The sequence below is a fragment of the Labedella endophytica genome (genome assembly GCF_003990045.1).
In the GTDB taxonomy this organism is placed as follows: Bacteria; Actinomycetota; Actinomycetes; order Actinomycetales; family Microbacteriaceae; genus Labedella; species Labedella endophytica.
The window spans coordinates 248366-260738 of sequence record NZ_RZGZ01000001.1; the positions used below are offsets into that span (position 1 = coordinate 248366).

Annotated in this window: 11 protein-coding genes; 8 read left to right on the top strand and 3 right to left on the bottom strand. The window is 68.8% G+C overall.

Annotated elements, in window-relative coordinates; genetic code table 11:
- Positions 1–25: 25 nt before the first annotated feature.
- Genes ELQ94_RS01170 through ELQ94_RS17425 form a run of 3 tightly spaced genes read right to left on the bottom strand, consistent with a single transcriptional unit; the run spans position 26 to position 4343 of the window.
- The gene (locus ELQ94_RS01170; protein ID WP_127046354.1) at positions 26–2092 is read right to left on the bottom strand and encodes an ArnT family glycosyltransferase; all 2067 of its coding nucleotides are present in this window, start codon (positions 2090–2092) and stop codon (positions 26–28) included.
- Positions 2089–3621: a glycosyltransferase family 2 protein gene (locus ELQ94_RS01175; RefSeq protein ID WP_127046356.1), complete on the bottom strand. Its 1533-nt coding sequence runs from the start codon at positions 3619–3621 to the stop codon at positions 2089–2091. The genes ELQ94_RS01170 and ELQ94_RS01175 overlap by 4 nt, the downstream gene beginning before the upstream one ends.
- A complete protein-coding gene (locus tag ELQ94_RS17425) occupies positions 3618–4343 on the bottom strand; it encodes a GtrA family protein (RefSeq protein WP_127046358.1) in 726 nt (241 codons plus the stop codon). Before ELQ94_RS17425 ends, ELQ94_RS01175 begins: the two co-directional genes overlap by 4 nt.
- 332 nt (positions 4344–4675) lie before the next feature.
- Here ELQ94_RS17425 and ELQ94_RS01185 point away from each other — a divergent pair, with 332 nt between their 5' ends.
- The 8 genes from ELQ94_RS01185 (at position 4676) to rplI (ending at position 11856) form a co-directional block, all read left to right on the top strand.
- Positions 4676–5509, top strand: a complete 834-nt coding sequence (locus tag ELQ94_RS01185) for a lytic murein transglycosylase (RefSeq protein ID WP_127046360.1) — start codon at positions 4676–4678, stop codon at positions 5507–5509.
- 78 nt (positions 5510–5587) lie between these two features.
- Positions 5588–7015 carry a CCA tRNA nucleotidyltransferase gene (locus tag ELQ94_RS01190; protein ID WP_127047226.1) on the top strand — a complete coding sequence of 476 codons (1428 nt, stop codon included), beginning with the start codon at positions 5588–5590 and terminating at the stop codon, positions 7013–7015.
- 243 nt (positions 7016–7258) lie between these two features.
- A complete protein-coding gene (locus tag ELQ94_RS01195) occupies positions 7259–8587 on the top strand; it encodes an ABC transporter substrate-binding protein (protein WP_166404617.1) in 1329 nt (442 codons plus the stop codon).
- 217 nt (positions 8588–8804) lie between these two features.
- On the top strand, positions 8805–9827 hold the full coding sequence (locus ELQ94_RS01200) for a type IV toxin-antitoxin system AbiEi family antitoxin domain-containing protein (RefSeq protein WP_127046364.1): 1023 nt from the start codon (positions 8805–8807) through the stop codon (positions 9825–9827).
- Positions 9828–10150: 323 nt separating this feature from the next.
- Positions 10151–10534 carry a 30S ribosomal protein S6 gene (rpsF, locus tag ELQ94_RS01205; protein WP_127046366.1) on the top strand — a complete coding sequence of 128 codons (384 nt, stop codon included), beginning with the start codon at positions 10151–10153 and terminating at the stop codon, positions 10532–10534.
- A 4-nt stretch (positions 10535–10538) separates the two neighbouring features.
- A complete protein-coding gene (locus tag ELQ94_RS01210) occupies positions 10539–11060 on the top strand; it encodes a single-stranded DNA-binding protein (protein ID WP_127046368.1) in 522 nt (173 codons plus the stop codon).
- A gap of 71 nt (positions 11061–11131) precedes the next feature.
- Complete coding sequence (rpsR, locus tag ELQ94_RS01215; protein ID WP_106562406.1) at positions 11132–11392, top strand: 30S ribosomal protein S18; 261 nt, start codon at positions 11132–11134, stop codon at positions 11390–11392.
- An 11-nt stretch (positions 11393–11403) separates the two neighbouring features.
- Entirely contained in the window at positions 11404–11856 is a 453-nt protein-coding gene (gene rplI, locus ELQ94_RS01220) for a 50S ribosomal protein L9 (protein WP_127046370.1), read from the top strand.
- The last annotated feature ends 517 nt before the right edge of the window (positions 11857–12373 follow it).

Here is a 12373-nt window from a genome sequence, read left to right on the forward strand (position 1 = left end):
TGCGGTTGGAGGGGGAGGATGGTGGTCATCGGGTGGTCCCGGTGACTCCGGAGATCAATCCGGCCGGTTCACTGATGGAGAAGGTGGCGAGCACGTTGTCGCCGGCGTCCTCGACGGCGCTCGCCGCGGTCACGCCGGAGAGCCCGTCGAGCCAAGCGGTCGCGTCGTCGGCGCCCTCCGTGGTCGAGGTCGGCACACCGTCGATGGAGGAGACGAGGACCTGGCGCCGGACGGCGTCGCCCTCTCCCTCCGAGATCGGGAAGTCGGCGACGGAGATCTCGGAGGTCACCGCGCGCTCCGCGAGGGCGAGCATGATGCGCGAGTCCACGAGACCCGCTTCGAGCAGCGACCGGCTCTCGCCCGTGAGCGTGATGTTCGGGTTCTGCGCGAGCGCCGATCCCGCAGCCGAACGGGCGTCCGTCGACGCCTGCGCGTCGGCCTCCGTCTGCTCGAGACCGTTCGGATCGACCCGTCGGACGTCCACCTGGGTGGATCCCTCGCCGAAGCTCGCGACGACCGTCGAGTTCGCGATCGTCTCACTCACCTGGGGGAACGCGGTGGGGAATGTGCGCATCGAGTCCGTGGTGATGACGTAGTCGACGTCCTGCCACCCGTTCGGCAGGGTCGCCGCGACGGCCGGGTCGGTGTCGACCTTGTAGTACCAGATGACGTCCTCGCGATCGAAGCCGGCTTGGACGAGGTCGACCCACATGGCGTCGTCGACGACGAGCGTCGAATCGCGCTGCACGTTCGACTCCACCCACTGCTCGGCCTGGCGCATGGGGGCGTCGAGGTCGGCGAGGAGGAAACCGCGCAGCTGCGTCGTCCACAGGGGCACGATGGCGACCGCGGCGATCGCGGTCACGGCGATCCAGGCGGCGCGGGCCGTGCGACCCCGACGGCCCGATCGCTTCCAAGTGCGGAACGCGCGATCCGTGACGCCCGCGATCAGCAGGGCCGCGAACGGGATGAGCATGATGACGTAGGGCACGGGCAGGTAGCCGCCCGGCCGGAACATGAACGCGGTGAGCGTGAGAACGAAGATCGCGAAGGGTCGCAGCTTCCGCACGAAGAGGGCGGCCACGGCGGCGGCGAGTCCCGCCACGATGAACACGGGGTCGAGCTGCCACCACATGCCGAGCGTGCGGTTGATGAGGCTCTCGGGATCGAAGACCGAACCGCTCGACTCGCGGCTCGCGAGCTGGAAAGCGACGCCGTCGAACAGGCTCACGCGGTTGGCGCCGGGAGCGACCTCGCCCTTGACGAGCGCGAGCGCCAGGTAGCCGCCGCCGACGAGGACGAGCACGCTCGACGCGACGGTGAGCGTGTAGCGTCGCGTCGCCTTCGAGGCGGTCCGCCACATCAGGAAGGCGAGAAGCGGCAGGGCGAGGAGATAGGTCTCCTTGCTGAGCACCGCGATTCCGAAAGCGAGTGCGCTGCCGGCGAAGGCCGCGAGTTGATTACGACGCGAGAGCGCGAGCAGGATCGCCCCGAGGAGCCAGACGGTCGCGATGTTGTCGAGGTACACCGAGCGGTGGAACTGCACGGCGAGAGGGGAGACCGCGAAGAGGAGCCCGGCGATCGCGGCGGCGGGCCGCGAGAACGACAACCGTCGGGCCAGGAACCACACGAGCACGACGGCCACGAGGGTGAAGAACACCATGGCCTCGCGAGCGGCGAGCACGGCGACGTCGTAGCGGTCGAAAGCGCCGGTGAGTCCTGTGTACGCGGCGATCTGGATCCAGCCGACGGGCGGGTGGTCGTACCAGTAGGTGTAGTGGGTGAGCTCGCCGAAGGCGCCGATCGCCCACGCCTGGGCCGTGTAGGTGCCCTCGTCGTCGATGCGCTGTGGCGATCCGCCCAGGTTGACGAGCTGGATCACGCCGGACGCGATCACGGTGGGGACGAGCCAGTAGAGGGACGCGGCGTGGTGCCGGAGGAAGCCTCCGAGGCGCGCGAACGGGTTTCGTCCGCGTCCCGATCCGCCGTCTCCGGTGGAGTCGTCGACGGGACCGGACGGTCGCGACGAGGGGGAACCGGCAGCCGGACGCGGGGTCCGGTCGGTGCCGGGACGGTCGAGTGTGCTGGTCATCGGTCGTTCTCCGTGGAATCGGCGCCGGCTGCGGCGGACGTGGTGGAACGGATGGCGGTGGCACCGACGAGCACGTCGCGCTCGCCGCGGGTGGGGGCGTCGGCGGCGTCGCGGTGGGCGCCCGAGTGTTCGGTCTTCTCCCACGAGTTGTCGCCCTTGAGCTGACGGAACACGGCGCGCACGGCGGCCCCGGCGAGGAACACCTGGTACGGGAAGGTGCCGAGCACGAGCTTCACGTAGTCGATGAAGCGCGGCTTGCGGCCGTAGAGGCGGCCGAACTCGGTGAGCCCGGCGATCTCGGCCGCCACGGTGATGACGGTCGGGACGAGGGGGAGGAACGTGAAGAGCGCAATCGGGGTCGGCACCTTCGCGACCAGGACGAGCACGATCGAGACAGGCACGAGCAGGCCGGTGATCGCCTGCAGGAACGGCATCGAGAGCAGGTAGCGCGCGAATCCGCGCTGGCGGCGCGTGGGGAGCTTCTTCCATTCGCCCTTGCCGAGCACCTGGAGGAAGCCCTGGTTCCAGCGCGTGCGCTGCTTGTAGAGGCTCGTGAAGGTTCCGGGGGTCTCCTCGCGCGTCACGACGTCGGGGGAGTAGGCGACCACGATGTTCGCGCCGGCGCTCGAGAGCCGCACACCGAGCTCGCAGTCCTCGGCGAGGCAGTTCGCGTCCCAGCCGTCCGACCAGTCGAGCCACTCGCGCTTCACGAACACCGTGTTGCCGCCGAGCGGGATGAAGCGCGACTTCGCGTGGAAGTGGAGGCGCGAGCGGAACCAGAAGTAGTACTCGAGCACATTGCGCAGCGACCACCAGCTGGACTGGAAGTTCATGAGCTGCACGCCGCCCTGCACCACGTCGGCACCGGTCTCCTTGAAGCGTGTGTCGACGAGGGACAACAATCGCGGGTGCACCTCGTCCTCGGCGTCGAACACGCCGATGACGTCTCCCGTGGAGACGGTCAGGGCGAGGTTGAGCGCCTTCGGCTTGTTCTTCGGCACGCTGTCGTCGACGATCACACGGATGAGTTCCGGGTGACGGGCAGCTGCCTCGCGAGCGACGAGCTCGGTGCCCGGGTCGTCGTGTCCGACGATCGCGATGATCTCGAAGTTCGGGTGCGTCTGCGTCGCGAGACGGTCGAGAGTCTGCCCGAGCACCTCCTCCTCGTGCCGGGCGGGAACGAGGAGGGTGAAGCGGTGCACCGGTCGCGAGGGCTTCGCGGGGAAGCGTGTGGCGGAGAGGCTCGAGGCGTCGCGCCACGCGTGCAGCATCCACCAGAGCGTCGTCACGGCGATCACCGTGAGGCCGACGGCCACGAGGATGAGGGTCGAGTAGCCGATCCACTCGCCGACGCTCCAGTCGGGCAGGCTCAGGCCGAAGGTCGCGGATCCCGCGGTGTCGGGAGCGGGGGCTGGCGCCGGGACGGCGGGTTCGGCGGGCGCCGACGGGGTGAGGAGCGGCGCGGGTTCGTCGTCCGTCGCGGTCAGGAAGCCCGGCGCGAGTGCGGTGAGGCTGAGTGGCGTGATCATCGGATTCCTCTGGTGTCGGTGTGGAGAGGTGCGGTGTCGAGAGGTGCAGGGCGGAGAGGTGCGCTGTCGAGAGGTGCGCTGTCGAGTGGTGCAGGGTGGAGAGTCGCTCTCGGGGAGAGCGGTGCATTCACGTGCGACGCGGAGGGGCGCGGGGGACGGATTCGGGTTCCGCCCCCCGCTTCGGTGACGTCACGCCATTGGGCGTCACCCGTTCGGGGGGTAGTTCGGGTCCGGCCCGGGTCCGGTTCGATATCCGTCGGGGGCTTTACATCTGAGGGGTTGTCACCTACGGTCCGCGCGGGGCGGAACACGATGTAGCGGTAGCCGATGTAGCGGAACGCGGTGCCGAGCACGAGTCCGACGCCGTTCCCCGCGATGTTGTCGGCGAGCTGCGAGGTGAACCCGAGCACGTAGTGCGAGACGAACAGGCAGGCCGCGGCGATGAGGAGTCCGCCCACGTTCATGACAGCGAAGAGGAACGCCTCCCGCGCCACGTTTCCGCCGCGGGTCGCCCGGAAGGTGAGGAGCCGGTTGCCGATCCATGCGACGACCGTCGCGACGGCGACCGAGGCGACCTTCGACCAGATCGGCGAACCCTCGAGCACCGTCGCCCGGAGCACGTTGTACACGCCGAGGTCGACGACGAAGGCGATCGCGCCCACTCCGCCGAAGGTCGCGAGCGAGGCGATCGTGGCCTTCCAGCGTGCGAGCAGGCGTGCCATCGACGCGATCCCCGACCGGCTGAGGGCGGGGGGCACGGGGATCCCACGTGTGTGAGGGGTGCTCGGATTCGCGGACATGTCGGTGTGTCCGTACCCCCCGAACGGGACGGTTTGGTATAAACCCTCACTTTCAGGAAACGTTCACCTCCCCGAAACACCGAGGGGGCTACTCCCGAGCGAGGGCGCCACCTCTACATGGCGCCCTCGGTGCGGAGGTGTAGCCCTCGACGCGGCCGGGCGGGCATCACCCGGTCGCTGTCAGCGGCTCCGTCTACACTCGGGGTCGTCATGCTCCTGTCTCCGTCCGCCTCCGATGAGCAGGCGGCGAACCGGTGAACGCGCGCCGCTCCTCGCAATCGCGATCACAGTCACCGTCCCGGAAGCGCTCGCGGCGCCGCCGGTCGAACGGCTCCGGAGCGCTCGCGACGGTCGCGGTCACGGCGGCCGTCGTCGCATTCGGCGTGATCATCGCCCTCGTCGTCCTCGCCACCGGTCGCGGTACGACGCAGGGGCCGTCGGGCGCGGCACCGGGCCGCACGGACCCGATCGTCGCGGACGGCCGGATCGACGCGGCACCCATCCCGGCGGATCGCTCGATCTCCGCGCTCGCCGACCCCGACTGGATCGCTGAGATCGCCGGGCGCACCGGTATCCCGATCCGCCCGCTCTCCGCTTACGCGGGCGCGGCACTCCGGCTCGCCGAGGAGCAGCCCGCGTGCCGGCTCGAATGGACGACGCTCGCCGCGATCGGCCGCGTCGAGACCGTGCACGCGACGATCTTCGACAGTGCGCTCGACCGCGACGGGGTCGCGACGCCTCCGATCGTCGGCATCCCCCTCGACGGAGACGGCGTCCTCGCCATCCCCGACACGGACGGGGGAGCGCTCGACGACGACACCGAGTGGGACCGCGCCGTCGGCCCGATGCAGTTCATCCCGACCACGTGGGCGATCATCGGGTCGGACGGGAACGCCGACGGTTCGGCGGACCCCCAGCAGATCGACGATGCGGTGCTCACGGCGGCGCGGTATCTCTGCCAGTACGAGAGGGACCTCGCCGATCCGTCCGCCTGGATCGCCGCGGTGCACGCCTACAACCCGAACACGGAGTACCGCGACGACGTCGCCGGCTTCGCCGATCGGTACGCCGACGCCGCGAACGGATGACGGGTCCGCGGCCCGGCCTCCCCAGCGCACGCCCGGGGGCGTAGTGCTCGCGTCCCCGCCGATACGATGGATCCCATGGTGGTGAACATGGCCGAGGCACTCGTGCGCCTGCAGACCCTCGCCGGATCTCCCACGGTGTCGACGCTCGCCGCGGCGTTCCGCGAGGCCGGTCACGAACTCGCCCTCGTCGGCGGGCCGGTGCGGGACGCGATGCTCGATCGGGGCACGAACGATCTCGACTTCACCACCGACGCCCGTCCCGACGAGATCCTGCGCATCGTCACGCCCGTGTCCACGGCGCAGTGGGACATCGGCCGTGAGTTCGGCACGATCGGTGCCCGCATCGCGGGCGAGACCGTCGAGATCACGACCTACCGGGCGGACGAGTACGACGGCGCCACGCGCAAGCCGGTCGTCGCGTTCGGTGACTCTCTCGAGGGAGATCTCGTGCGCCGCGATTTCACGGTCAACGCGATGGCACTCCGGCTGCCGGAGGTGACCCTCGTCGACCCGTCCGGCGGTGTCGAGGACCTCATCGGCGGCGTGCTGCGCACTCCGATCGACCCCGACGTGAGCTTCGGCGACGACCCGTTGCGGATGCTCCGCGCCGCCCGGTTCGCCGGCCAGCTGGGCTTCTCCGTGCATGATGACGCCCGCGGCGCGATGCGCGACCGCGCGGCGACCCTCGACATCGTGAGTGCCGAGCGGATCCAGGGGGAGCTCACGAAGCTGCTCTCGACCGACGCGCCGCGTGCCGGCATCCGCCTCCTCGTGGATACGGGGCTCGCCGATCGCTTCCTGCCGGAGATCCCCGCGCTGCGGCTCGAGATCGACGAGCACCACCACCACAAGGACGTCTACGAGCACTCCCTCACGGTGCTCGACCAGGCCATCGGGTACGAGAAGTCGCGCCACCCGGGTGAGGCGCCGGACGTCACGCTCCGGCTCGCCGCCCTGCTGCACGACATCGGCAAGCCGGCGACGAAGCGGACAGAGGCCGGCGGGGTGACGTTCTATCACCACGACATCGTGGGCGCGAAGCTCGCGAAGAAGCGCCTCGGTGCGCTGCGGTACGACAGCGACACCATCCGGGACGTCGCGCGACTCGTGGAGCTGCACTTGCGCTTCTTCGGGTACACCGAGGCCGCGTGGAGCGATTCGGCCGTGCGCCGCTACGTGCGCGATGCAGGTCCCCTCCTCGAGCGCCTTCACATGCTCACACGCGCCGACGTGACGACGCGCAACAAGCGGAAGGCCGACCGTCTCGGCTTCGCGTACGACGACCTCGAGGAGCGCATCGCCACGCTCCGCGAGCAGGAGGAGATGGACTCCGTCCGTCCCGACCTCGACGGGAACCGCATCCAGGAGGTGCTCGGTGTGCCCCCGGGACGGGTCGTCGGCGAGGCGTATCGCTTCCTGCTCGAGGTGCGGCTCGACGAGGGTCCGCTCCCTCCGGAGGAGGCCGAACGCCGCCTCCTCGCCTGGTGGGCCGACCGCTCCGAGTGAGGCCCTGGCGGGCGTCCGGCCGTCATGTGCGAGAGGGGTCGACTGGGTCTTCCCCAGCCGACGGGCGTATTCTGTCCTCTGGCCGTCCCGTCCACCGTGACGTCGCGTGCGGCCACGCGGGGCGGAACCCGAGGTCGCGAACGGCGTGACACTCCGCCCGTCGACCGGGGATCCGAGACCTCCGGTCGATCGATCCGCGTCGCCACGACGGGACGGATCGAACCGAAGCACCGAAGGACGAACATGTCACCTCGCATCGCCCGGACACTCGCCCTGTCCGCTGCCACCGCCATCCTCCTCGCGGGGTGCGCGCCGGAACCGGACCCGGCTGCCGACGAGCCCACGACCGTCACCTTCCGCCTCTGGGACGAGACGGTGGCCGCGTCCTACGAGGAGTCGTTCGACGCCTTCGAGGAGACCCACCCGGACATCGACGTCCAGGTCAACGTGGTCGACTGGGAGGACTACTGGACGGACCTGCGCACCGACATCGCCGACCAGACGATGGACGACCTGTTCTGGGTCAACAACTCGTACTTCGGCGCCTATGCGGATGCCGGCAGCCTCGTCAACGTCGACGATGTGCTCGGCGAAACGGCGAAGGACGCCTGGGAGCCGTCCGTCGTGGACCAGTTCACGCGTGACGACAGCCTGTGGGGCGTCCCGCAGATCTACGACGCCGGCATCGCCGTCTACTACAACACCGCGATGGTCGAGGCGGCCGGGCTGACGCCGGAGGCCCTCGAGGACCTCACCTGGTCCCCGGATCCCGAGGAGGACACCTACACGGAGGCGGCTCGCACGCTCACGCTCGACTCCTCCGGGCGGGCCGCCGGCACCGAGGGCTTCGATCCCGCCGCGGTCAGCCAGTACGGGACGAACCTCGCATACGACCTCCAGGCCATCCTCCTGCCGTTCATCGGCTCGAACGGCGGAGAGTTCCAGGACGGCGAGGACTTCGTGTTCGCCGACGACGAGAAGGCCACGGAGGCGATCTCCTACCTCGTCTCGAAGATCCGATCGGATCACGTCGCGCCGGACCCTGCGGAGACGAGCGCTGATGGCGACTTCAGCCGTGACGCCTTCATCGACGGCCGGATGGCGATGTTCCAGTCGGGCCTCTACAACCTGAAGAACGTGCAGGCGGGGGCCGACTTCGACTGGGGGGTCGCCATGATCCCGAGTGGCCCGGCCGGCCAGGTGTCCGTGACGAACGGCGTCGTGGCCGCCGGCAATGCGGCGTCCGAGAACCAGGACGCGATCGCCGAGGTGCTCGAATGGCTCGGAACCGAGGAGGGTGCTGCCCCTCTCGGCGAGTCCGGGGCGGCCGTTCCCGGGGTGACCGACGCGCAGAGCACCTTCTTCGACTACTGGGAGGGCGAGGGCGTCGACGTCGACCCGTTCTTCGACGTGGTGGGCGACGACACGATCCCCTCACCGACGGGACCGGACTTCGCGAAGGCCTTCGCCGAGTACGACCCGATCGTCCGCTCCGTCTTCGAGGGAGGCGTGACCGTGGAGGACGGTCTCCGCGCCGCCCAGGACGCCGCCAACTCGGCCCTCGCCGGCTGACCGGGCGGGGCGCGGCGCGCCCGCGGATTTTCACGTAGTAGCCGTTTTCCGCGGTTTCATGTCACCCGGATGGCATGAGACCGCAGAAAAGGGCGACCTGGGCGACGTAGACGGACGTCGTCGCGGCGTGTCGTCCACAGGTCGGTGATGCGCGGCGCCTTCCACAGTCGCGTCGGTCCCCCGCGGATCATGCCCACAGGGGAGGGATGCTCTGTGCATGACCACACGGGACGCGCGCGAGGAACTCCCCCTCACGCTGTCGAGGCACTATCGGGAGCTCGGGCGGGGGAGACGGCCGTCTGATGTTGCCGGCCATGTCCGGGTTCGCCAAGGCGTCTACACCGACGCGGCATCGTGGGTCGAAGCCGGCGACCGCGCGCGGCACATCGCCCGTATCCGCGCGGTCGCAGAGACGCGACGTATCGATGCCGTCTTCTCGCACCGGTCGGCCGCGGCCCTGCACGGCCTGCCGACGCTCGACCCGTTGCCGACCATCGTCGACGCGATAACGTCCCCGTCATCGCGGCGTCGACGCGGGACGGGGATCGATTGGCATCACCTCGGCCTCGATCCGTCCGACATCGTGCGACTCGACGGGCTCTCAGTGACATCGCTCGCGCGCACTCTCGTCGACATTGCTCGCACGGAGTCGTTCGCCGCGGCCGTCGTCCAGCTCGACGCCGCTCTGGCCCTCCCCGGTTCGAGGCCCGATCCCGAACGCTGGGACCGAGCAGGCGAGCGCGTCGAGCGTGAGGAACTTCTGCGACGCGTCGACGAGATCGGATCGTCCCCCGGAGCTCGCCGAGCGGCGACGGCGGTCGGTTTCGGTGACGGTCGCGCGGAGAGCGTCGGTGAATCGCTCAGCCGCGTTCAGATGCACGCGTGGGGACTGCCCGCTCCTGAGCTTCAGGTACCCGTGGCGGGAACGTCCGGCCGTCGGTATCTCGCCGACTTCGCCTGGAACGGCGACCTGCTCCTCGGCGAGTTCGACGGGCGTGTGAAGTACTCGAGGAACTCGGGTCCGCCGTCCTCGTCATCCTCGTCGTCTCTGTCTATGGAGGACGTCCTCTGGGCCGAGAAGAAGCGTGAGGACGACCTGCGATCCACCGGCCGGGACATGGTCCGGTGGTCGTGGACCGACGTCGTGGACGGACATGGACTCATCGCAGCCCTGCAGCACCACGGGCTCCATGCGCGCCGTCGCCAGCCCCTATCCATCCACACGAGAGGAACACAATGATGAACACCGCATTCGCTCCGGGACCCCACATCAAGACGCGCGAAGTAGCCCTTTTGCGCGGATTCATGCCGCCCGGTCGACATGAAAGCGCGCAAAAGGGCTACCTGGATGTACGCGTCCCTGCCTCGGGAGGTGTGGCGGGCGCGCCGCGTGCGGCGGCGGCCGCGCCCGGGACGCACCCGCGCATGGCGGTGCGGATGGAAGTCCGGTACGCTGGGGAGGTTGCCCGTCCGGATTCGATCCGTTTCCGCCGTCGCAACGATGCTACGCACCCTCCTGTTGCAGACCGTCTGCAGCCGTTCAAGTCCGAAGGAGGTGGGTTAGTGACGCATCAGTACGAACTCATGGTCATCCTGGACCCCGAGATCGACGAGCGCACCGTCGCTCCGAGTCTCGACAAGTTCCTCAACGTCATCCGCAACGATGGTGGAACGATCGACAACGTCGACATCTGGGGCCGCCGTCGTCTCGCTTACGAGATCAACAAGAAGACCGAGGGCATCTACGCCGTCGTCAACTTCACGGCTGAGTCCAAGTCCACCGACGAGCTCGACCGCCAGCTGAAGCTGTCGGAGGCCGTCATGCGCACCAAGGTTCTCCGTGCCGAAGAGGGCTTCGCTCTCGTCGCCGCCGAGAAGAAGCGCGCAGACGCGAAGGCCGAACGCGCCGCCAAGGCACCCGCCAAGGCTGTCGCGAAGGACGCCTAGTCCCATGGCCGGCGAAACGATCATCACCGTCGTGGGCAACCTCACGGCAGACCCCGAGCTGCGTTACACGCAGAACGGGCTGGCGGTAGCCAACTTCACGATCGCTTCCACCCCTCGCTCCTTCGACCGGGCTTCCGGCGAGTGGAAGGACGGCGAAGCGCTGTTCCTCCGGGCGAGCGTGTGGCGGGAGTTCGCCGAGCACGTCGCGGGATCGATGACGAAGGGCAGCCGGGTCATCGCGACCGGGCGCCTCAAGCAGCGTTCCTACGAGACGAAGGAAGGCGAGAAGCGCACGTCGATCGAACTCGAGATCGACGAGATCGGCCCGTCGCTGCGCTACGCCACCGCTCAGGTGACGCGCGCACAGTCCTCCGGCGGCGCCGGTGCTGGCGGCGGCGGCGGTCGTGGCGGAGCTCCTGCCGTGTCCGACGAGCCGTGGGCCGCAAGCGCCCCCGCCACGTCGAACTCCGGTTCGGCCGACGGGTGGAACACCCCCGGCTCGTACTCGGACGACACCCCCTTCTGATCCTCACAACCGGTCCAGGCGCCCAGCGCCCCGATCGGTGAGAACACTCTTCATACGTAAAGGAAACCCACATGGCTGGAAAGTCTGGCGGCCCGAGCCGCAAGCCCGCCCGCGGGAAGGGCGCGAAGAACGCGGCCCCCGCGAAGGCGATCCGCGTCGGCGTCATCGACTACAAGGACGTCCCGACGCTGCGCAAGTTCATCTCCGAGCGCGGCAAGATCCGTGCTCGTCGCATCACCGGTGTCTCCGTCCAGGAGCAGCGTCTCATCGCACGTGCCGTCAAGAACGCGCGTGAGATGGCACTGCTTCCCTACGCCGGTTCTGGCCGCTAAGGAGCGCACCCATGTCCAAACTGATTCTGACGCACGAGGTCACCGGCCTCGGCGCACCTGGCGACATCGTCGAGGTGAAGAACGGGTACGCCCGTAACTTCCTCATCCCGCAGGGCTTCGCCGTCTCCTGGACGCGTGGCGGTGCCAAGCAGATCGAGCAGATCAAGGCGGCCCGCGCCGCCCGTGAGCTCGCGACGCTCGAAGAGGCCCAGTCCCTCAAGGCCAACCTCGAGTCGAACACCGTGAAGCTCGTCGTGAAGGCCGGCAACGAGGGTCGTCTCTTCGGCTCGGTCAAGACCACCGACATCGCGGAGGCCGTCAAGGCCGCCGGGCTGGGCGAGGTCGACCGCCGCAAGATCGAGATCCCCACCCCGATCAAGGTCGTGGGCACGCACGAGGCGACTCTTCGCCTCCGCGAGGACCTCTCGGCCACGATCACCCTCCAGGTGGTCGCAGCGAAGTAGGTCGCGAGCGGTCTTCGACCGCACGTGACGTCGTGAAGGGCGATGATCGGGCAATGTCCGGTCGTCGCCCTTTTCGTGCGCCCAGGGGCCTCGAGGCCGCTCGAAAGGGCGGCGTCCGCCGTGCCCGAGACGGACTCCTGCGGAACTGCGCGCAATGAGGATGCCCCGTTCGAGGGGGCCACAACGGTGCGACAGCGGGCCGGACATCCACACACTTGTACACAGGTGGAAAGTCAAATCCAAAGTCTCAAGCAGTGGTTGAGGCTGGTTTTACCCACAGGCAGTGGAAACTCTAAAGCCCTGGTCAAGGCACACTTAAGCGACCGAAATGGCTCAAGAGACCTCAGTTGTCCACAGGCTGTCTACACAAGCTGCGCGGCGTTTCACCCATGTTTCCCACAGGGTTATCCACAGGGCACATTTGGCGGGTCGTCGGGCCGATCCCTAGTGTGAGGCGACGCCGGAAGGCGACCACCGGCGCGGCTCTCGAGGCGCTGTCGGGGGTACGCGGTTCACT